This window comes from Streptomyces sp. NPDC052910, from assembly GCF_055585605.1.
The window spans coordinates 38,033-57,991 of record NZ_JBVJJR010000012.1; the positions used below are offsets into that span (position 1 = coordinate 38,033).

16 protein-coding genes and 1 riboswitch are annotated in these 19,959 nt (G+C 74.2%); of the genes, 5 read left to right on the top strand and 11 right to left on the bottom strand.

Annotated elements, in window-relative coordinates:
* Window positions 1-64 precede the first annotated feature (64 nt).
* Complete coding sequence (locus ACZ6X9_RS30415) at window positions 65-1,192, bottom strand: ferrochelatase (protein WP_469781237.1); 1,128 nt, start codon at window positions 1,190-1,192, stop codon at window positions 65-67.
* Window positions 1,193-1,392: 200 nt separating this feature from the next.
* Between ACZ6X9_RS30415 and ACZ6X9_RS30420 the strand changes: the two genes are divergently transcribed.
* Window positions 1,393-2,697, top strand: coding sequence for an MFS transporter (locus tag ACZ6X9_RS30420; RefSeq protein ID WP_469781238.1), 1,305 nt, complete (start codon window positions 1,393-1,395; stop codon window positions 2,695-2,697).
* Window positions 2,639-3,976, top strand: coding sequence for a D-arabinono-1,4-lactone oxidase (locus ACZ6X9_RS30425; RefSeq protein ID WP_469781239.1), 1,338 nt, complete (start codon window positions 2,639-2,641; stop codon window positions 3,974-3,976). The genes ACZ6X9_RS30420 and ACZ6X9_RS30425 overlap by 59 nt, the downstream gene beginning before the upstream one ends.
* Before the next feature lie 102 nt (window positions 3,977-4,078).
* On the opposite strand, the gene ACZ6X9_RS30430 is transcribed toward ACZ6X9_RS30425, so the two are convergent.
* The gene (locus ACZ6X9_RS30430) at window positions 4,079-5,188 is read right to left on the bottom strand and encodes a hypothetical protein (protein WP_469781240.1); all 1,110 of its coding nucleotides are present in this window, start codon (window positions 5,186-5,188) and stop codon (window positions 4,079-4,081) included.
* Window positions 5,189-5,567: 379 nt separating this feature from the next.
* On the opposite strand from ACZ6X9_RS30430, the gene sepH reads away from it, so the two are divergent.
* A complete protein-coding gene (gene sepH, locus ACZ6X9_RS30435) occupies window positions 5,568-6,599 on the top strand; it encodes a septation protein SepH (protein ID WP_469781241.1) in 1,032 nt (343 codons plus the stop codon).
* 134 nt (window positions 6,600-6,733) lie between these two features.
* On the opposite strand, the gene ACZ6X9_RS30440 is transcribed toward sepH, so the two are convergent.
* Window positions 6,734-7,582: a sulfurtransferase gene (locus ACZ6X9_RS30440; protein ID WP_469781242.1), complete on the bottom strand. Its 849-nt coding sequence runs from the start codon at window positions 7,580-7,582 to the stop codon at window positions 6,734-6,736.
* Window positions 7,583-7,895: 313 nt separating this feature from the next.
* Here ACZ6X9_RS30440 and ACZ6X9_RS30445 point away from each other — a divergent pair, with 313 nt between their 5' ends.
* Window positions 7,896-8,693, top strand: coding sequence for a VOC family protein (locus tag ACZ6X9_RS30445; protein WP_469781243.1), 798 nt, complete (start codon window positions 7,896-7,898; stop codon window positions 8,691-8,693).
* Here ACZ6X9_RS30445 and ACZ6X9_RS30450 read toward each other — a convergent pair.
* The 4 genes from ACZ6X9_RS30450 to ACZ6X9_RS30465 form a co-directional block, all read right to left on the bottom strand.
* Window positions 8,668-9,357, bottom strand: coding sequence for a thymidine kinase (locus ACZ6X9_RS30450; protein WP_469781244.1), 690 nt, complete (start codon window positions 9,355-9,357; stop codon window positions 8,668-8,670). The genes ACZ6X9_RS30445 and ACZ6X9_RS30450 overlap by 26 nt on opposite strands.
* A gap of 54 nt (window positions 9,358-9,411) precedes the next feature.
* A complete protein-coding gene (locus ACZ6X9_RS30455; protein ID WP_469781245.1) occupies window positions 9,412-10,620 on the bottom strand; it encodes an alkaline phosphatase family protein in 1,209 nt (402 codons plus the stop codon).
* Window positions 10,620-11,207, bottom strand: coding sequence for a DUF5998 family protein (locus ACZ6X9_RS30460; protein WP_469781246.1), 588 nt, complete (start codon window positions 11,205-11,207; stop codon window positions 10,620-10,622). The genes ACZ6X9_RS30455 and ACZ6X9_RS30460 overlap by 1 nt, the downstream gene beginning before the upstream one ends.
* A 77-nt stretch (window positions 11,208-11,284) precedes the next feature.
* Window positions 11,285-14,116 (bottom strand): bifunctional acetate--CoA ligase family protein/GNAT family N-acetyltransferase, encoded by a 2,832-nt coding sequence (locus ACZ6X9_RS30465; protein WP_469781247.1) that lies wholly within the window; start codon window positions 14,114-14,116, stop codon window positions 11,285-11,287.
* Between the two features lie 108 nt (window positions 14,117-14,224).
* Between ACZ6X9_RS30465 and ACZ6X9_RS30470 the strand changes: the two genes are divergently transcribed.
* Complete coding sequence (locus ACZ6X9_RS30470; protein ID WP_469781248.1) at window positions 14,225-14,506, top strand: HPr family phosphocarrier protein; 282 nt, start codon at window positions 14,225-14,227, stop codon at window positions 14,504-14,506.
* A gap of 191 nt (window positions 14,507-14,697) precedes the next feature.
* Here ACZ6X9_RS30470 and ACZ6X9_RS30475 read toward each other — a convergent pair whose 3' ends face one another.
* From ACZ6X9_RS30475 to ACZ6X9_RS30490, 4 genes are all read right to left on the bottom strand, one after another.
* Window positions 14,698-15,426, bottom strand: coding sequence for a GntR family transcriptional regulator (locus tag ACZ6X9_RS30475; RefSeq protein ID WP_469781249.1), 729 nt, complete (start codon window positions 15,424-15,426; stop codon window positions 14,698-14,700).
* A gap of 269 nt (window positions 15,427-15,695) precedes the next feature.
* Entirely contained in the window at window positions 15,696-16,502 is an 807-nt protein-coding gene (locus tag ACZ6X9_RS30480; protein ID WP_469781250.1) for a M23 family metallopeptidase, read from the bottom strand.
* Between the two features lie 13 nt (window positions 16,503-16,515).
* Window positions 16,516-16,672, bottom strand: a riboswitch (cyclic di-AMP (ydaO/yuaA leader).
* A gap of 224 nt (window positions 16,673-16,896) precedes the next feature.
* Window positions 16,897-18,264, bottom strand: a complete 1,368-nt coding sequence (locus ACZ6X9_RS30485) for a M16 family metallopeptidase (protein WP_469781324.1) — start codon at window positions 18,262-18,264, stop codon at window positions 16,897-16,899.
* 44 nt (window positions 18,265-18,308) lie between these two features.
* Window positions 18,309-19,700, bottom strand: coding sequence for a M16 family metallopeptidase (locus ACZ6X9_RS30490; RefSeq protein WP_469781325.1), 1,392 nt, complete (start codon window positions 19,698-19,700; stop codon window positions 18,309-18,311).
* Window positions 19,701-19,959: the final 259 nt, after the last annotated feature.

The window sequence follows — 19,959 nt, forward strand, 5'->3', positions numbered from 1 at the left end:
GGTGGGGTCGGACGTGGCCGGTACGCGGCCCGCGCGGGGGGGCACGCGGGGATTCACGCAGGGTTCACGCGTAGGGGCTGTCCGCGCCCGCGGCGGCGGGGCGCGGCGCCCGGGCCGGGCAGCAGCCGACGGGGCAGAGGTCGTGGGACGGGCCGAGGGCGCCCAGCGCGCAGCGCTCGGGCCGCTCGCCGCGCTCCGCGGCGGCCCGCTCCAGGACCAGCTCGCGGACGGCGGCGACGAACCGCGGGTCGGCGCCGACGGTCGCCGCGCGGGCGACGGGCAGGCCCAGCTCCACGGCCTTGGCCTTGGCCTCGGTGTCGAGGTCGTACCTGACCTCCATGTGGTCGGAGACGAAGCCGATCGGGATCATCACGACCGCGGGGGCGCCCTCGGCGTGCACCGCCTCCAGGTGGTCACAGATGTCCGGTTCCAGCCACGGGATGTGCGGGGCGCCGCTGCGGGACTGGTAGACCAGCCGCCAGGGGCGGTCGGTGCCGGTCTCCTCGCGCACGGCGTCGGCGATGGTCCGGGCCACGTCGAGGTGCTGGGCGACGTAGGCGCCGCCGTCCCCGTGGGACTCGGCGGGGCCGGAGGTGTCGGCGGCGGCCGTGGGGATGGAGTGGGTGGTGAAGGCGAGGTGCGCGCCGGCCCGGGTGTCCTCGGGGAGCTCCGCGAGGGCCGCCAGGGTGGCGTCGATCATGGGGCGGACGAAGCCGGGGTGGTTGAAGTAGTGCCGGAGCTTGTCGACGCGCGGGACGGGAAGCCCCTCGGTCTCCAGGGCGGCCAGCGCGTCGGCCAGGTTCTCCCGGTACTGGCGGCAGCCGGAGTAGGAGGCGTAGGCGCTGGTGGCGAGGGTGAGGATGCGGCGGTGACCGTCCCGTACCAGCTCGCGGAGGGTGTCGGTCAGGTACGGCGCCCAGTTGCGGTTGCCCCAGTGGACCGGCAGGTCGACGCCGCTCGCCGCGAACTCCTCGCGCAGGGCGCGCAGCAGCTCGCGGTTCTGGTCGTTGATGGGGCTGACGCCGCCGAACAGGAAGTAGTGCTGCCCGACCTCCTTGAGCCGCTCGCGGGGGATGCCCCGGCCACGCGTCACGTTCTCCAGGAACGGGACGACGTCGTCCGGGCCCTCGGGGCCGCCGAAGGAGAGCAACAGCAGGGCGTCGTAGGGGGCGTGCGCTGGCTGATCCGACATGGTGACGATCCTGCCACCCCCCACTGACAGCCGCGTCACCCGGCACCACCGGCCGGGGGCGGGGAACCCGGGCGGGCCCTGGGGGACGGGAAAAACCGCGCGACGAACTCAGGTTCCCCCGTAACCTGTATGGGCCATCGATGGCTCTGGATGCACTCTCGTTTTAGAACCTCTCATTCCTCTTTCAGGGCGGAGCCGGATTGTCCAGTCCGTATCGCGCGATCTTCGCCGCACCCGGCGCCAAGGGCTTCGCGGCGGCCGGACTCCTCGGCCGGATGCCGCTGTCCATGATGGGCATCGGCATCGTCACCATGGTCTCGGAACTCACCGGCGAGTACGGGCTGGCAGGAGCGCTCTCCGCGACGCTCGCCCTGGCCGCCGCGGCGGTGGGACCGCAGGTCTCGCGGCTCGTCGACCGGTACGGGCAGCGGCGGGTGATGCGGCCGGTCACCCTGTCCTCCGTGGTGGCGACGGCCTTCCTGCTGCTGGGCGCGCAGTTGCGGTGGCCGCACTGGACCCTCTTCGTCTTCGTGCTCGGCGCCGGCGCGGTGCCCAGCGTGGGGTCGATGGTGCGGGCCCGCTGGGCGGCCCTGTACCGCGACTCCCCGGGCCACCTGCACACCGCGTACTCCGCGGAGTCCGTGATCGACGAGCTGGTGTTCATCGTGGGCCCGCTGCTCGCCATCGGCCTGTCCACCGGCTGGTTCCCGGAAGCCGGACCGCTGCTGGCGGCCGTCTTCCTGGTGCTCGGCGTCTTCTGGCTGACCGCGCAGCGGGCCACCGAGCCGGTGCCGGCCGGCGCCGCGCACGGCCGGGACGGCAGCGCCCTGCGCTCGGGTGGTCTCCGGGTCCTCGTGGGGACCGCCGTCGCGATGGGCGCCCTCTTCGGTTCCATCGAGGTGGTGACCGTCGCCTTCGCCGAGGAGCTGGGCCACAAGGCGCTGTCGAGCGTCGTGCTGGCCGTCTGGGCGCTCGGCTCGTGCCTCGCGGGCACGGTGTTCGGTCTGCTGCGTCTCAAGGGCGACCCCGCCCGCCGCTGGCTCCTCGGGGTCTGTGTGATGGCCGTGAGTATGATCCCCCTCCAACTGGTCGGGGGCCTGCCGTCCCTGGCCGTCGCGCTCTTCTTCGCGGGCCTGGCCATCGCACCCACGATGGTCACCACCATGGCCCTGGTCGAGCGGAACGTACCGCGCGCGAACCTCACCGAGGGCATGACCTGGACGAGCACCGGGATGGCCGTCGGAGCGGCGCTCGGCTCGTCCGCCGCCGGCTCGGTGGTGGACGCCGCGGGGGCCGGCACGGGGTACGCCGTGCCCGGTGTGGCGGGGGCGCTGGCGGCCTTCGGGGCGTTCCTCGGACACCGCCGGCTGCGGTCGGCTCCGGAGGATCGGGTCTCCCGGCGGACCGGGACGTCCGTCCCGCTGCCTAGGGGAGGGTCTGGCGCACATGACGGAGACACCAGCAAGGGCACCAAGGACGTCGGCGAGGACAAGCGCGTGGCGTAACTGGGCGGGGAACGTCACCGCCCACCCGCTGCGGACGGTCACCCCGGGCTCGGTCCCGGAGCTGGCCCGGACGGTGGCCGCCGCGGCCGCGGACGGGCTGCGGGTGAAACCCGTCGGCTCGGGACACTCGTTCACGGCCGCGGCCGTGACGGACGGGGTGCTGATCCGCCCGCACCATCTGGCCGGCATACGGTCGGTCGACCGGGCGGCCGGCACGGTGACCGTCGGGGCCGGCACCCGGCTCGCCGACCTCAACCGGGCGCTGTCCGCGCTCGGCCTGTCGCTGACGAACATGGGCGACATCATGGAGCAGACGGTCTCCGGTGCCGTCGGCACCGGCACCCACGGCACCGGCCGCGACTCGGCCTCGATCGCCGCGCAGGTCAGGGCCCTGGAGCTGGTCACCGCGGACGGCTCGGTGCTCACGTGCTCGGCGACGGAGCACCCCGAGGTCTTCGCGGCGGCCCGGGTCGGTCTGGGCGCGCTGGGGGTGATCACCGCGATCACCTTCGCCGTGGAGCCGGAGTTCCTGCTCACGGCGTGTGAGGAACCGATGTCCTTCGACCGGGTCACGGACGAGTTCGACCGGCTCGCCACGGAGAACGAGCACTTCGAGTTCTACTGGTTTCCGCACACCGAGCACTGCACCACCAAACGCAACAACCGCAGCGCGGGCCCCGCCGCGCCCCTCGGCCGCCTGGGGGCCTGGGTGGACGACGAGCTGCTGTCCAACGGCCTGTTCGGCGCGGTCTGCGCGGTGGGCCGGGCGGTGCCCGCGGCGGTGCCCCCCATCGCCCGCATCACCGGCCGCGCCCTGTCCGCCCGCACGTACACCGACATTCCCTACCGGGTCTTCACCAGTCCCCGGCGCGTCCGTTTCGTGGAGATGGAGTACGCGCTGCCGCGCGAGGCCGCCGTCCCGGCGCTGCGCGAACTGCGGGCCGTCATCGAGCGGCGGCGGCTGCGGGTGGCCTTCCCCGTCGAGGTCAGGACCGCCCCGGCGGACGACGTCTGGCTGTCGACCGCCTCCGGCCGCGACACCGTCTACCTCGCGGTGCACATGTACCGGGGCGCGCCGTACCGGGCGTACTTCTCGGCCGCCGAGGAGATCATGACGGCGCACGGCGGCCGGCCGCACTGGGGCAAGCTGCACGGCCGGGACGCCGCCTACCTGGCCGGGGTCTACCCGCGGTTCGCGGACTTCACGGCGGTACGGGACCGGCTGGACCCGGACCGGGTGTTCGGCAACCCGTACCTGCGGCGCGTGCTCGGCGACTGAGCACGCCGGCACGGAGAAGACGGGAGCGGGGGAACGGGAGCGGAGGGAAACGGAAGAGCCCCGCTCCGGGACCACGGGCCCCGGAGCGGGGCCGCACGGGGCTCAGGCCCCGCTCCCCTTCTCCCCGGCCGGCGGCGCGCTCGCGCCGCCCTTGCCCTCGGCCGTGGCGCCCTTGCCCCCGTCCTGGCCGGTACCGGACGAGCCGCCCGGGTCGGGGGTCCGGTCCGGGCCCGGCGAGGTGCCGCCCGAGGGGGACTTCCCCGGGTCCGGGGTCTGTCCGCCGGAGCCGCCCGCGGGCCGGGAGGCGTCGGGGGACGGCGACGCGCCGCCCTCGCCCTTGTTCCCGCCGTTCCCGCCGTTCTCGCCGTCCGTTCCGGAGGTGCCGGTGCCGGGCGAACGCGACGGCTCGCGGGTCCCGCCGCCGTCACCGGCGTCCGGCCCGGTGCCGGAGGAGCCCTCCCGGCCCTTCTCCCCGTTCTCCCCCTGCTTCCGGCCGCCCTTGTCGTCGCCGTGCCGCTCGGGCTTGTCCTGCTGGAACGGCCGCAGGATGGTCGTCCTGTCCTTCGTGCCGTCGGCGCTCTGCCCGGACACCAGCTCGACCGCCGTCACCGCGCCCATGGCCAGGACGAAGACCGCGCCGGCGGCGAGCAGTGGCCGCTTCCAGCCGCGCCACCGGGTGCCGTGCGTCGTGCCGGCCGAGAACTTCTCGGAAAACCTTTCGGAGCCGTGCACGGGGTGCGCACTGTCGTACGCGCCGGGGTACGCACCGGCGTGTGCTTCCGGCAGCATCCGCGTCGCGTCCTCGTCACGGTCCGTGCCGAGGTGGGCGAACAACCGGGTGCGGTCGGGGTCCGGCGGCAGAGCCGCGGCCGGTGGCCCGGCCGGGAGGTCGGAGGCGTCGGCGGCGCGCGCCCGACCGACCGCGCGCTCCGCGTGGTCCAGCGGGACCTGGCGCAGCCGGGGCCGTGCGGCCTGGACGGCCACATCGCGCACCTGTTCGCCCGTTCGTCTGAAGAGGTGATGGAAGACCGTGCCACCCGTGGTGGCGACCACGCTGACGACACCGGCGCCGATCACCGTGCCGTAGACCCCGAGCTTGCCGGCGAGCAGGGCGGCGATCACCGCGGCCAGCGCGCTGCCCGCCACCTGGGCGACGCTCAAGTCCAGGCGTTTGGCCTTGCCCTTTGCGCCACTTTCGGCTTTGTCGTCCATCTCCAGCCTCTGTCGAACCTTTCGCGCCTCTTGCACTAGGAAGGGACATTCGAGCGTAACGAACAGTTCCGAATCCGGTGATTGTGTGAACCTCGCCACCCGTGGGAAGGTCTCCGGCGCAAGAGGGCGCGATCAACTCCCTTGCCGGACGTGAACATCGATGGCGCGCCGCTCCACCCCCGGTGGTCCGAATGGAGTACTGTGGCGAGCCCGGCCCCGGTATACCGTCCGGTTGCCCGGACCCAACGGGAGGGGCCCGGGCGGCTCTCGCCCCGTCAACTCGGCAATGTTGTGGCAGGCTGCTACCCGGGCAGGCCACACTCGACCAGCGGAAGCAGCGACGCACGTGACGTCGGCAGGCACCACCCGGGAGGTCCCCATGCCCGAACTGCGTGTCGTGGCCGTCTCCAACGACGGCACACGGCTGGTGCTCAAGGCTGCGGACAGCACGGAGTACACCCTTCCCATCGACGAGCGGCTGCGCGCCGCCGTGCGCAACGACCGCGCACGCCTGGGGCAGATCGAGATCGAGGTGGAGAGCCACCTCAGGCCCCGTGACATCCAGGCCAGGATCCGGGCCGGCGCCTCCGCCGAGGAGGTCGCGCAGCTCGCCGGCATCCCCGTCGAACGAGTGCGCCGTTTCGAGGGTCCGGTCCTCGCGGAGCGCGCCTTCATGGCCGAGCGCGCCCGCAAGACCCCCGTACGCCGCCCCGGCGAGAGCACCGGGCCGCAGCTCGGTGAGGCCGTCGCGGAGCGGCTGCTGCTGCGCGGCGCCGAGAAGGACACCGCGCAGTGGGACTCGTGGCGGAGGGACGACGGCACCTGGGAGGTGCTGCTGGTCTACCGCGTGGCCGGCGAGCCCCGGGCCGCGAGCTGGACCTACGACCCGCCGCGCCGGATCGTCTCTGCGCTGGACGACGAGGCGCGGGCGCTGATCGGCGAGACCGAGGACACCCCGGAGCCCAGCTTCCCCTTTGTCCCGCGCATCGCCAGGCTGCCCCGGGAGCGGCTCCAGGACCGTCCGGCGCCGGAGCCCGCCGAGGCCCCGGCGGCCGTCGCGGCGCCCGCCGCCGAGGAGGCGGCCAAGGAGCGCGACTCCCTGACCAGCCTGCTGGAGGCCGTGCCCAGCTTCCGGGGCGACATGGTGGTGCCCGAGCCGCCGTCGGCCGCCCCGCCGGGCGAGGTTCCGGCCGAGGAGGCGGAGGCCGTCGAGCCGCCCGCCCCCGCGGCGAGCGCGGGCTCGGCCTACGCGGACGTGCTGATGCCCCGGTCGGTGGCCGGGCACCGGGAGCGGCTGATCGGCACCACGGACCGGCAGGCCGAGGCGGACGGTGTCCGTCCGGGCCGCAGGGCCGCGGTGCCGAGCTGGGACGAGATCGTCTTCGGGACGCGGCGCAAGAAACAGGAGTGAGGACGGGCGGACGGATGCGTTCCGCCCGATACCGACCCTTTCGCGTGGTCTCGCACGGCCGCGACTCCGTAACCCTTTTGCCTGAATTGCCGGGCAGTCGCGCCCGGCAATCGGCATGCGGTGGAAACCCCGGCTCAGCCCGGCTGCGCCCCGGTGGCCACCGGGCGGGACGGATCCGCCGTCCATTCGCTCCACGAGCCGGCGTACAGCGCGGCCGGCACGCCCGCCACGGCCAGCGCCAGCACCTCATGGGCCCCGGAGACCCCGGACCCGCAGTAGACGCCCACCTCGGCACCCGGCACCGCGCCCAGCGCGGAGAACCGCCCGGCCAGTTCGGCGGCGGGGCGGAACAGCCCGTTCCCGTCCACGTTCTCGGTGGTCGGCGCGGAGAGCGCGCCCGGGATGTGCCCCGCCACCGGATCCAGCGGCTCCACCTCGCCGCGGTAGCGCTCGCCCGCGCGGGCGTCCAGCAGGACGCCCCGGCGGGCGAGCGCCGCCGCGCCGTCCGCGTCGAGCAGCGGCACCGCGCCCGGCGCCGGGACGAAGTCACCCTCGGCGACCTCCGGCACCTCGTCGGTGAGTTCGCCGCCCGCGGCCGTCCAGGCGGCCACGCCACCGTCGAGCACGCGCACCGCCTCGTGACCCGTCCAGCGCAACAGCCACCAGGTGCGTGCCGCCGCCCAGTTCTGCCCGCCGTCGTACACGATCACGTCGTCGTCGGCGGAGACGCCCGCGCGGCGCATCGCGGCCCCGAAGACGGCCGGGTCGGGCAGCGGGTGGCGGCAGCCGGTCCCCTCGGGGCCCTTGGGGCCCGTCAGCTCGCCCTCCAGGTCGACGTAGACGGCACCGGGGAGGTGACCGGCGTCGTACTCCGGGCGGCACGACGGGCCGCCCGACTGCCAACGCACGTCCAGCAGACGGGGCGACCGCTCCCCCGCCGCCAGCCGCTCCGCCAATTCCCTTGCGCTGATGATCGGATTCATACCGGCCATCCTGACGTAGCCACCCCTGCGTCCGACAGGCACCCTGGCGGGACAGCGCACGACCGATCGATACCGGACGGCAAGGGCCGCGAAACGGAAGCGAAACGCGATTTCCGGCCTCTTCCTGCTGGATCCCACGGGAACCCGTGTCATCCGGCGCGGCCGGGGGGCATGACACGACCGGTGGTGCAACCATCTGCTCAGGCACCGTCCCGCACCACCCCGCGCGCCGCGGTCCACGGGTGTTCCGCCCGTGCCGTCAGACCATGGGAGCGCCGCGCGGCCACCATGATGGTCCGAGGAGAGAGCGACGATGACCGAGGTTTGGGGGTCCGCCCCGCAGCGGAGCGAGGGGCGGGTCCGGCATGTTCCGGGCACCCCCTGCTGGACGAGCCTGCTGGTGCACGACCTGGGGGCGACGAAGGAGTTCTACGGCGGCCTCTTCGGCTGGAGCTACGACAACCCCGGGCCGTGCCGGCTCGGCCCCTGCGTCCGCGCCACGCTCGACGGCCACGAGGTCGCGGGGCTCGGCGAACTGCCGCCCGACCGGCGGCTGCCGAGGGAGTGGACCACCTATCTGGCCAGTGACGACGCCGATGTGACGGCGGAGTGGATCCGCTGTTCGGGCGGCACGGTGGGGGTGGGTCCGCTCGCCACCGGGGACACGGGCCGCCTGGTGCTGGCCTCGGACCCGGCCGGCGCCCCCTTCGGTATCCGCCAGGCGCAGGTGCCGCCCGCGCAGGCGGCGCCGGGGAGGCCCGGGACGGCCGTGTGGCACGAACTGCTGACCCATGACGCGGCCGTCGCCGTGAAGTTCTACAAGGCGCTCTTCCGCTACGAGGTCAAGCCGGCCGACTCCGTGGACTCCGACCGGCTCACCCTCCACCTGGACGGCCGCCCGGTCGCCTCGGTGCGCGGGGTCGGGACCGCGGTGCGGCGCCCGCACTGGACGACCTGGTTCGAGGTGGCCGACACCGATGCCGCCGCCCGGCGCGCGGAGGAGCTGGGCGGACGGGTGCTCAAGGCCCCGCAGGACGGGCCGGCGGGACGGACGGCGTCGGTCGCGGACCCGGAGGGGGCCGTCCTCACGCTGGTGCGGTCACCCCGTTAGCCACGTCGTCCGCCGTCTCGGGGTCCACCGGCAGCACGTCCGGGGAGAGGGCGGCGGCCCGGGCCGCCGCGGCGGTGAGGCGCCGACGGTGGTGCCTGCGGCACAGCACCTCGTAACCCACCACCGTCTCCGGCTGGTTGACGTCCCCGACGACCACCTGGGCGCCCTCGACGACCATCTGCCCGCCGACCGTCCGGGCGTTGTGGGTGGCGCGGGCGCCGCACCAGCACAGGGCCTCGACCTGGAGCACCTCGATGCGGTCGGCGAGTTCGACCAGCCGCTGCGAGCCGGGGAAGAGCCGGGTGCGGAAGTCGGTGGTGATGCCGAAGGCGAAGACGTCGAGTTCGAGGTCGTCGACGATCCGGGCCAACTGGTCCACCTGCTCGGGGGCGAGGAACTGGGCTTCGTCCGCGATGACGTAGTCCACCCGGCCGCCCGCGGAGAGGTGGCCGACCACGTGGGCGTAGAAGTCGAACCCCTCGCCCGCCTCGACGGAGTCCGTCACCAGGCCGAGCCGGGACGACAGCTTGCCCTCGCCCGCGCGGTCGTTGCGGCTGTAGATCATCCCTTGCAGGCCGCGGGCCGAACGGTTGTGCTCGATCTGCAGAGCGAGGGTGCTCTTTCCGCAGTCCATCGTTCCGGAGAAGAACACCAGCTCGGGCATGGGAAGGCCGACGCCTTTCGTTTCGGGGGGCGGGAAAAGGTACAGGGGGGGTGCTCAGGTGCGCACTTCGAGGAGCGGCACCAACTGCTCGACGGGCGTCATGGAGCCGTGCAGGCCCACCATCTTGGACTCGTTGGGCTCGGTCTCGGTGGCGACGATCGCGACGTCGTCCCGGGCCGCGGCGACCACGTCACCGATCCGCGCGTGCACCCGGTCGTCCACGCCCGCGCCGGGCGGCCCGAACCAGCCGGCCTCGATGGCCTCGTCACGGCCCGCGACCCACATCTGCTCGCCCAGCACCTCGCGCCACACGGCGAGCACATCGGCGGCGGCCCCCGGCACGGCGTAGACGTGCCGGGCACGGGCCTCTCCGCCGAGCCGTGCGACGCCCGCGCGGAGCTCCCAGTCCTCGTCGAAGTCGATGCGGGCCTCGGGGGTGAACGGGATGTCGATCATGCCGTGGTCGGCGGTGACGTAGAGCACGGAGCGCGGCGGCAGTTGCTCCGCGAGCCGGCGGGCCAGCAGGTCGACGTACATCAACTGGCCGCGCCACTCCTCGGAGTCGACGCCGAAGCGGTGGCCCTTGCCGTCCACCTCGCTGTAGTACGTGTACACGAGCGAGCGGTCGGCGGCGCCGAGCTGCGCGGCGGCGAGGTCCATCCGGTCCTCGCCGGACAGCCGGCCGTGGAAGGTGCCGCCGCTGAGGGCGACCCGGGTCAGCGGGGTGTGCTCGAAGTCGGGGGCCGAGACCTGGCAGGTGTGCACGCCCGCGTCGTCCGCGAGCCGGAAGACGGTGGGGTACGGCTGCCAGTGGTGCGGGTCCGTCCAGGGGCGCCAGCGCAACTGGTTCATCAGCTCGCCGGTGGCCGGGTCGAGGACCGTGTACCCGGGCAGGCCGTGGACGCCCGGCGGCAGACCCGTGCCCACCGAGGCCAGGGAGGTGGCGGTGGTGGACGGGAAGCCGGCGGTCAGCGGGGCGCCGACGCCGTTGAGCGAGGTGCCGAGCAGCGAGTGGAGGAACGGAGCCTCGGCCGGGTGGTCACGCAGCAGCTCCCACCCCAGGCCGTCGATCAGGAAGACGCAGACCCGGTCGGCGGGCGCCAGTTCCAGCCCGGAACCGAAGCCCGGGACGCCCATGCCCGCCACCGCGGCGGGCAGCAGGTCGGCGAGGGAGCCGGAGCCGTAGCGCGGCAGCGGCGCGGTGCCGGGGTCCAGCGGGGCGGGCTCGGGCCAGGCGGCGCCCGCGGTGCTCGGGTACGACATCAGCGGCCGGTGACCGCGGTCGCCTCGGAGATCGCCTGGGCGAAGGCGAGGGTCTGGCGGACGCTGTCGGGGCCGTCACCCGCCTCGCTGACGCGCAGGCTGAGGTCGTCGGCGGTCGAGGAGCCCGTGTAGCCGTGATCCGCGTCGCAGTTGTGGTCACCGCAGGCGGCGGGCTCGAGGTCGATCCGGGAGACCGCGCCCCAGCCGATGGTGAGGACCACCTCGCGGGGCAGCGCGCCCGGCGTGTAGGACTCGGGGTTGGCCACGACCCGGCTGACGACCACCGACGAGATCCGCTCCAGCTTCACGGACTCGGTCGAGGTGGTGGCGTACGGGGACGGCGAGGTGCCGTCGGCCGCCTGCTCGTCGGTGTGGCTGACGATGAACCGCGTACGGGTGAGGACGAGGACCGTCACATGGCGGCGGACCTCGTTGGAGTCGAACGTCGTCTCCTGGTGGACCAGGTACGACACGACCGGCTCCCCGCCCACGGCCGCCTCCACGGCCTCGGCCACGAGGGCCGGGTAGTAGCCGCTGCGCTCGATCGCCGCGCGCAGCCCCTGGGTCGTCGTACCGGTCTTCGCCATACGCCCATCCTACGGGGCGTACGGACCCCTGCCGCCGCCGATGCCCGGGCCGGTGCCCGGATCCGGGCCGGACCGCGTCAGTACGTCGGAAGGCTCCGCGGCCCCAGGTCGGTGCGCGGCGGGGGCGGAGCCAGGCGTATGGAGGCGCCCAGCACGTGGATGCCGTGCTGGGCGACGATCACCGGCTCCAGGTCGGCCCCGACCACCTCGGGGTGGTCGTCCATCAGGCGGGAGACGCGCAGCAGCAGCTCCTCCAGCGCTCCCGTGTCGACGGGGGCGGCGCCGCGCCAGCCGAAGAGGAGCGGCGCGGTGCGCACCGAGCGGATCAGCTCGGCCGCGTCCCGGTCGGTGGCCGGGACGAGGCAGTGCGCGGTGTCGCCGAGCAGCAGCGACGGGGCTCCGGCGAGGCCGAAGGAGAGCACCGCTCCGGCCGCCGGGTCGATCGAGGCGCGGACGACGGTGTCGACGCCGCGCGGGGCCATCGACTGGACCACCAGGCGGGTCTCGGAGGGCTTGCCGAGCAGCTCGGTCAATTCGGTGTAGGCGCGCAGCAGTTCGGCCTCGCCACCGAGGTCCAGGCGGACGCCGCCCAGGTCGGCGCGGTGCCGCAGGTGCGGGGCGGTGGGTTTGAGGGCGACCGGGAAGCCCAGCCGGTGGGCCGCCGCCACGGCGGCGTCCGGGTTGGGGGCGGGCAGCGCGGGGAGGACGGCGATGCCGTAGCGGGCGAGGAGGCGCTGGGTGTCGGCGGCGGACAGGGTGACGGCGCGGGGCCCGGCGGGATCGCCCTCGGTGACGCCGTGGGCGGCGAGCAGCACCTCGACGTCGGCCGCCGCGCCCGCCTCGTCGATGTCCTCGTACTCGGGGACGCGGCCGGGGCGCTCCTCGGTGCGGCGCCGCCACTCGGCGTACCGGGCGGCGTGGGCCAGGGCCCGGGCGGCCCGTTCGGCGGCGGGGTAGGCGGGGACGCGCACCGAGCCGGGACCCGTGCGACCGGCGGGATCAGCGGGGTCAGCAGGACCGGCGGGATCAGCGGAGGCGCCGGCCTCCGGCGGGGCGGCCAGGGCCTCGGCGAGGCCGGGGATCTCCAGGTGCACCACGCAGACGGGCTTCGCCGTGGGGGCGGCGGCCACGGCGGCGCGCAGGGCGGTGGCGAGGCCGGCCGCCGACTCGCCGTCGACCCGGGGGATGGCGGTGACGACGACGGCGTCGCAGGCCGGGTCCGCCAGGGCGGCGGCGAGCGCCCGGCGGAAGTCCTCCGGGCGGGCGTCGGTGGTGAGATCGCGCGGGGCCAGCGGGCGCAGGCCATCGGTGAGGCAGGCGTCGTAGGTGAGCAGGGCCAGGGACTGGGAGTTGCCCAGGATGGCCACGCGCGGGCCGGCGGGGAGCGGCTGGGCGGCCAGCAGCAGACCGGTGTCGGAGAGTTCGGTGACGGTGTCGACGCGGATGACGCCGGCCTGCCGGAGGAGGTGGGAGACGGTGGCGTCGGGCATGCGGGTGGTGGGGACGGTGTGGCCCGCGGGGGTGACGCCGCCGTGCCGGGCGCCCTTGACGACGACGACCGGCTTGTGCCGCGCGGTGCGCCGGGCGATGCGGGTGAACTTGCGCGGGTTGCCGATGGATTCCAGGTACATCAGGGCGACGTCGGTGTCCGGGTCCTCGTCCCAGAACTGGAGGAAGTCGTTCCCGGAGACGTCCGCGCGGTTGCCCGTCGAGACGAAGGTCGATACCGAGGCGAGACCGGCCAGTCCGGCCGCCCGCCGCTGGAGGCCGGAGAGCAGCGCGATGCCGATGGCCCCGGACTGGCTGAACAGGCCGACCCGTCCGGGCGGGGGCAGCTCGGGGGCGAGGGAGGCGTTGAGGCGGACCCCGGCGGCGGTGTTGACCAGGCCGAACGAGTTGGGGCCGATGATGCGCATGCCGTACGAGCGGGCCTGCCGCACCAGCTCGCGCTGGCGGTCCCGGCCCTCGGCCCCGCTCTCCGCGAACCCGGCGGAGAGCACCACGAGGCCCTGGACGCCGTGCTCCCCGCAGTCCTCGACGACGGAGGGCACGCGGTCGGCGGGCACGGCGACGACGGCGAGGTCGACCGGCCCTCCGGCCTCGCGCAGCGAGCGGAGGGCGGGGACGCCCTCGGGGTCGAGCGTGGTGAGGCCGTCGGGGAAGGAGGTGTTGACCGCGAGGACCCGTCCGGTGAACCCGCCGGCGAGCACGTTGCGCAGCACCGCGCGGCCCATGCCGCCGGGCTCGCGGCCGGTGCCGAAGACCGCGACGCTGCCGGGGGCGAGGAGGCGCTGCACCGAGCGGGCCTCCGCGCGCTGCTCGCGGGCGCGCTGGACGGCGAGCGACCGGTCCGTCGGCTCCAGGTCGAGCTCCAGCCGGACGACGCCGTCCTCGAAGCTCCGCTTCTGGGTGTACCCGGCGTCCGTGAACACCTTGATCATCTTGGTGTTGGCGGGCAGCACCTCCGCCGCGAAGCGCCGGATGCCGCGCTCGCGGGCGACGGCCGCGATGTGCTCCAGCAGGGCGGAGGCGACCCCGCGGCCCTGGTGGGCGTCCTGGACCAGGAAGGCGACCTCGGCCTCCTCGGTGGGGCCGTGGGCCGGACGCCCCCGGGAGTCGATGCGGTCGTAGCGGACGGTGGCGATGAACTCGCCGCCGACCGTGGCGGCCAGCCCGACCCGGTCGATGTAGTCGTGGTGGGTGAAGCGGTGCAGGTCGCGGTCGGACAGCCGGGGGTAGGGCGCGAAGAAGCGGTAGTACTTGGACTCGTCCGAGACCTGCTCGTAGAAGCTGACCAGCCGCTGGACGTCGTCGGGGGTGATGGGCCGGACGCGGGTGGTCCCGCCGTCGCGGAGGACGACATCGGCTTCCCAGTGGGCCGGGTACGCGTGCTCGGACGGCGTCTGCATGGGATCAGCGTACGACCGACCACCGACAGTCCCCCGGGCGCGGCGGAGCACTGCCCACACCGTGCGACACTGGTCTAGACAACCAATAGCGATTCGAAGGGCAACACCATGGTTGAGCGCCGCGTAAACGTCGGCTGGGCCGACGGCCTGCACGCCCGCCCGGCGTCGATCTTCGTCCGTGCGGCGACCGCCGCCGGCGTCCCCGTGACCATCGCCAAGGCCGGCGGCACCCCCGTCAACGCCGCCTCGATGCTGGCCGTGCTGGGCCTGGGCGCCCAGGGCGGCGAGGAGATCGTCCTCGCCTCGGAGGACGCGGGTGCCGAGGCCGCGCTCGACCGCCTGGCCAAGCTGGTCGCCGAGGGGCTCGAGGAGCTCCCGGAGACCGTCTGAGCCCTCGCCGCGGGGAGCCTCCCGGTTTCCGGGGAGGCTCCCCGCGGCACGCGAGCGGGGCCGTGGCGGCCGGAGAACCGGCCGCCGCGGCCCCGTCGTGTGTTTCCCCCCGCGCGGGAGAATTCCGGCCGGAAAACGTCAGGTGTTCCACGCCGGGCCATTCCCGTCCGGCCCGGAATGGCGGACGCGCCTCACATTCCGGCGCCCGCCGTGTGCACGGCGCGTTTCCGGACGGCCGCCCGGGGCGCCGGGGCGGCCGGCACGGGACGCCAGAACCGGAATTCGCCGGGCGCCCGCCCGGCCCGCCCGGCGGCGATGTCCCGGGCGCGTTCCGCGTCCCTCCTGACCACCGCGTCGACGAGCGCGGCATGTGTCTCCCAGGTCTCCACGGGCCGGGCGGGCGGCTCGGGCGCGTACACCCAGGCGATCTTGCGTCGCACCTGGGTGAGCAGCGCGGCCAGGCTCGGACTGCCGGAGGCCTGGGCCAGCGTCTCGTCGAACCAGTCGCCCAGCGGGCACAGCTCGCCCGGCTGACCGCCGCGAGCGCGCTCCCGGCCCAGCCGGACCAGTCCGCGCAACACCTTCAGATGCGCCTCGGTGCGCCGCTGCGCGGCCCGGGCGGCCCCCAGCGGCTCCAGCAGGGCCCGCACCTCCAGCAGGTCGGCCGCCTCCTGCTCGGTCGGCTCGGCGACACAGGCGCCCGCGTGCCGGCGCGTGGTCACGAAGCCCTCGGAGGCCAGCGTGCGCAGCGCCTCGCGCACCGGGACGCGGGAGACGCCGTAGCGGCGGGCGAGGAGTTCCTCGATGAGCCGGGTGCCGGGCGGGAAGGCACCGGAGACGATGTCGTCGCGAATGGCCGTGCACACCGCCTGCGCGGAAACGCGGCGGTTGTCGGAAACCGCGCCACTCCCGCCGTTCACAAACGTCCCCGCATTGGACGAACCTCCGGATCGACCCCGATACGACCCCGCGGAAAGCGACGGCCCGCACGCGATGGACGCTTCTTCAGGATCCGCTCGACTCTATGGCAATTCCCCGCGGTTTCCGATGGCCGCCCGGACGCCATGGAAATGATTTGGCCACGCGGTACGGCCGGGTGACTCCCCGGTGACGTACCGGACGGCCGAAAGCCCCGCTCCGGGACGCATGGTCCGGGCGGGGCTCGGCGGAAGGAAGGTGACGGCGGAGGTCAGATGTTGACGCCGTGCGAGCGCAGGTACGCGACCGGGTCGATGTCCGAGCCGTAGGTGGGCGCGGTGCGGGCCTCGAAGTGCAGGTGCGGGCCGGTCACGTTGCCGGTGGAACCGGAGAGGCCGATCTGCTGGCCGGGGGTGACGGTCTGGCCGACGCTGACGGCGATCGACGACAGGTGGCCGTACTGGGTGTAGGTGCCGTCGTTGTGCTTGATGACGATGTTGTTGCCGTACGCGCCGCCGAAGCCGGCCTCGACGACCGTGCCGGCGCCCACGGCCTGCACGCTGGTGCCCTCGTCGGCGTGGAAGTCGACGCCGGTGTGGCTGCCGGAGGACCACAGGCCGCTGGAGGCGTGGTACTGGGTGGAGACGAAGGAGCCGGCGATCGGCATCACGAAGGTGTTAAGGCGCTTGCGCTCCGCCTCGCGGGCCGCCCGCTCCTTCTTGGCGCGCTCGGCCTCGGCCTTGCGCTTGGCCTCGTCGGCGCGCTTCTTGACCAGGGCGGCCTGCTCCTTGGCCGCGGCCTCCGCCTTCTGGGTGGCGGCGTCCTGCTCGGCGACGCCGCGCTGCATCTGCGCCTGCTCGTTGATGTTGTCGGCCACGTGGTCGGAGAGGACGACGGCCTGGGTGAGGCCGGTGTCCTGCGGGCGGGGCGCGTCCTCGGGGGAGGCGGCGAAGGCCGGAGCGGCGACACCGGCGACGACGCCCGCGGCGCTCAGGGTGGCTATGCCGGCGACGTTGGCGCCGACCCGCACGGCACGGCTCGGACGACGGTGCTTCCCGGTGGCACGGGTGAACGCCATGGCTGCGGCTGTTCCTTTCCTTCCCTCTCGCCTACCGGGTTAGCTGACGGGTTCGGAGCAGGAAGGTCTCCTACGGTTCCCTCCGGAGAGGGGCCCGATTCACCCCAGGGAACATGTGGTTCCCCGGCTCCCCTGGCTCGCGCCGTACGGGGACTCGGCGATGGCTGCCCGGGGCCGCGGTTGCGGCTCCGATCCGACGGGCTGCCGCCATGAAGCTAATCGCCGTCAGATTCGAACGGCAAACGGAACCCCGTTTTCGTGACGCACGCCACACAGGAAAGGTGCAACCGCTCCTATAAATCGGGCATAACGGAGGCGCGTGGCTCCCGAAGGACCCACGCGCCTCTCCGCCCCCGCGCGTGCGCCGGGGCGCACGCCGAGGCTTGAGCTTCCGTCAGGCGGAAACGACCGTCACCTCGCCGATGCCCAGCGCCCGGACGGGCTCCGCGATCTCCGCCGCGTCCCCGACCAGCACGGTGACCAGGCGGTCCGCCGGGAAGGCGTTCACGACGGCCGCCGTGGCCTCCACCGTCCCGGTCTCCGCGAGGCGTTCGTACATCCGGGCCTGGAAGTCGTCCGGGAGGTACTGCTCGACCTGGTCGGCCAGCGTGCCCGCGACGGCCGCCGCCGTCTCGTACTTGAGCGGGGCGACACCCACCAGGTTCTGCACGGCGACGTCACGCTCGGCGTCGGTCAGCCCCTCCGCGGCGAGGGTGCGCAGCACCGTCCACAGGTCCGCCAGCGCCGGGCCGGTGTTGGGGGTGTCGACGGAGCCGCTGATGGCGAGCATCGCCGCACCGGAGCCGTCGGGAGCGGACCGCAGCACCTGGCCGAACGAGCGGACGCCGTAGGTGTAGCCCTTCTCCTCGCGCAGCACACGGTCCAGGCGCGAGGTGAGCGTGCCGCCGAGGCAGTACGTGCCGAGCACCTGGGCGGGCCAGACGCGGTCGTGCCGGTCGGCGCCCACGCGGCCGATCAGCAACTGCGTCTGGACGGCGCCGGGGCGGTCCACGATGACGGCACGGCCGGTGTCGTCGGCGGTGACGGGCGGGACGGGCCGCGGCTCGGCCGGGGAGCCCGTCCAGGCGCCCAGGGTGTCGGCCAGGGCCTCGTCCAGGTCGACGCCGGTGAGGTCGCCCACGATCACGGCGGTGGCGGTGGCCGGACGGACGTGCGCCTCGTAGAAGGCCCGCACGGAGGCCGCGTCGATGCGCGCGACCGACTCCTCCGTGCCCTGCCGGGGCCGGGACATCCGCGAGTCGGCCGGGAAGAGCTCGGCGGAGAGCGCCATGGCGGCCCGGCGGGCCGGGTTGGCGAGCTCGTGCGGGATCTCGTCCAGCCGGTTGCGGACCAGGCGCTCGACCTCGTTGTCGGGGAAGGCCGGGGCCCGCAGGGCGTCGGCGAGCAGCCCGAGTGCCTTGGTCAGCCGGGAGGCCGGGACCTCCAGGGAGAGCCGTACGCCGGGGTGGTCGGCGTGGGCGTCCAGGGTGGCACCGCACCGCTCCAGCTCGGCCGTGAAGTCCTCGGCGCTGAGCTTGTCCGTGCCCTCGGAGAAGGCGCGGGCCATGATCGTGGCCACGCCCTCCAGCCCGGCAGGCTCGGCCTCCAGCGGCGCGGCGAGGCTGACCTCGACGGCGACGACCTGCTGGCCGGGACGGTGGCAGCGCAGCACCGTCAGGCCGTTGGGCAGCCGGCCGCGGCCGGGCGCCGGGAACTTCCACGGGGTGGCCGTGCCGGGCCGGGGCCGCGGGTGGAACTGCATGGTGGGTTCGGCGGTGCCGGTGGCGCCCACGACTGCGGCTTCGCTCACTGGGCCGTCTCCTGTTCCTGTGCGTTGGCGTCGGCTTCCTGTGCGATGGCACCGTCGATGACATCGGCCTCGTCGGCGCCCGCGGTCTGGGCCCCGGTCGGCTCGTAGACGAGCACCGCGCGGTTGTCGGGGCGCAGCCGCGCCTGGGCGACGGCCCGCACCTCCTCCGGCGTGACCTCCAGGACCCGCCGGACCGCGGTGAGGGCGAGCTGCGGGTCGCCGAAGAGGACGGCGAAGCGGCACAGTTCGTCGGCCCGGCCGCTGACCGTGGCCAGCCGGTCCAGCCACTCGCGCTCCAGTTGCGCCTGGGCGCGCTCCATCTCCTGGGCGGTGGGGCCCTCCAGGGCGAAGCGGGCCAGCTCCTCGTCGACGGCCGCCTCGATGTCGGCGACCTCGGCGCCGGCGGACGCCTTGACGTCCAGCCAGCCGAGCGAGGGGGCGCCCGCCAGGCGCAGCATGCCGAAGCCCGCCGCGACGGCGGTACGGTCGTGCCGGACGAGGCGGTTGTGCAGCCGCGAGGACTCGCCGCCGCCGAGGACGGTCAGCGCCAGGTCGGCGGCGTCCGCCTCACGGGTGCCGTCGTGCGGGAGGCGGTAGGCGGCCATCAGGGCGCGCGAGGGCACCTCCTCGCGGACCACCTGGCGCAGTTGCCCGCCGATGACGTCGGGCAGGGCGCCGTCGCGCGGCGGCTGCTTGCGGTCGTGGGCGGGGATGGACCCGAAGTACTTCTCGATCCAGGCCAGCGTCTGCTCGGGGTCGATGTCGCCGACCACGGCGAGAACGGCGTTGCCGGGCGCGTAGTACGTGCGGAAGAACTCCCGCGCGTCCTCCAGGGAGGTGGCGTCCAGGTCGGCCATCGAGCCGATGGGCGTGTGGTGGTAGGGGTGGCCCTCGGGGTAGACCATCGCGGTCAGCCGCTCGAACGCGGTGCCGTAGGGCACGTTGTCGTACCGCTGGCGGCGCTCGTTCTTGACGACGTCGCGCTGGTTCTCCATGGACTCGTCGTCGAGCGCGGTGAGCAGCGAGCCCATCCGGTCGGCTTCCAGCCACAGCGCCAGCTCGAGCTGGTGGGCGGGCATGGTCTCGAAGTAGTTGGTCCGCTCGAAGCTGGTGGTGCCGTTGAGCGAGCCGCCGGCGCCCTGCACCAGCTCGAAATGGCCGTTGCCCTTCACCTGCGCCGAACCCTGGAACATCAGGTGTTCGAAGAGGTGGGCGAGGCCGGTGCGGCCCTTGACCTCGTGACGCGAGCCGACGTCGTACCAGAGGCAGACTGCCGCGACCGGGGTCAGATGGTCCTCCGAGAGCACCACCCGCAAGCCGTTGGCCAGGCGGTGCTCGGTCGCTGTCAGGCCGCCGGTGCCGGCCTGTTGCGCGGCCGTGTGACCCATGGGCATGTACGTCCCTTCGATCGCTCGATATCTCGCTGCATCCCGCGCCGCCGTTGCCCCGCCCGCGGCGCCCGCGACGACTCGCGTGATGAACACTGCTGTCACTGTATGCAAGCGCACCGGCATCCGGCGAAGTTCCCGGGGCCTCCGCACGGACGACGCGGTCCCCCGCGGACGGGTCGCGGTCGGCGTTGTCAGTGGGGAGGTCCACAATGGTCCGCGTCAGTCCGCCCCCGGCAATCGACCGAAGGAGCCGCAG

What these genes read in the sequence shown, in the direction of transcription:
- ACZ6X9_RS30415 (WP_469781237.1), bottom strand. Translation starts at nt 1,192, where the DNA reads ATGTCGGATCAGCCAGCGCACGCCCCCTACGACGCCCTGCTGTTGCTC.
- ACZ6X9_RS30425 (WP_469781239.1), top strand. Translation starts at nt 2,639, where the DNA reads ATGACGGAGACACCAGCAAGGGCACCAAGGACGTCGGCGAGGACAAGC.
- ACZ6X9_RS30430 (WP_469781240.1), bottom strand. Translation starts at nt 5,188, where the DNA reads ATGGACGACAAAGCCGAAAGTGGCGCAAAGGGCAAGGCCAAACGCCTG.
- sepH (WP_469781241.1), top strand. Translation starts at nt 5,568, where the DNA reads ATGCCCGAACTGCGTGTCGTGGCCGTCTCCAACGACGGCACACGGCTG.
- ACZ6X9_RS30440 (WP_469781242.1), bottom strand. Translation starts at nt 7,582, where the DNA reads ATGAATCCGATCATCAGCGCAAGGGAATTGGCGGAGCGGCTGGCGGCG.
- ACZ6X9_RS30445 (WP_469781243.1), top strand. Translation starts at nt 7,896, where the DNA reads ATGACCGAGGTTTGGGGGTCCGCCCCGCAGCGGAGCGAGGGGCGGGTC.
- ACZ6X9_RS30450 (WP_469781244.1), bottom strand. Translation starts at nt 9,357, where the DNA reads ATGCCCGAGCTGGTGTTCTTCTCCGGAACGATGGACTGCGGAAAGAGC.
- ACZ6X9_RS30455 (WP_469781245.1), bottom strand. Translation starts at nt 10,620, where the DNA reads ATGTCGTACCCGAGCACCGCGGGCGCCGCCTGGCCCGAGCCCGCCCCG.
- ACZ6X9_RS30460 (WP_469781246.1), bottom strand. Translation starts at nt 11,207, where the DNA reads ATGGCGAAGACCGGTACGACGACCCAGGGGCTGCGCGCGGCGATCGAG.
- ACZ6X9_RS30465 (WP_469781247.1), bottom strand. Translation starts at nt 14,116, where the DNA reads ATGCAGACGCCGTCCGAGCACGCGTACCCGGCCCACTGGGAAGCCGAT.
- ACZ6X9_RS30470 (WP_469781248.1), top strand. Translation starts at nt 14,225, where the DNA reads ATGGTTGAGCGCCGCGTAAACGTCGGCTGGGCCGACGGCCTGCACGCC.
- ACZ6X9_RS30480 (WP_469781250.1), bottom strand. Translation starts at nt 16,502, where the DNA reads ATGGCGTTCACCCGTGCCACCGGGAAGCACCGTCGTCCGAGCCGTGCC.
- ACZ6X9_RS30485 (WP_469781324.1), bottom strand. Translation starts at nt 18,264, where the DNA reads ATGCAGTTCCACCCGCGGCCCCGGCCCGGCACGGCCACCCCGTGGAAG.
- ACZ6X9_RS30490 (WP_469781325.1), bottom strand. Translation starts at nt 19,700, where the DNA reads ATGGGTCACACGGCCGCGCAACAGGCCGGCACCGGCGGCCTGACAGCG.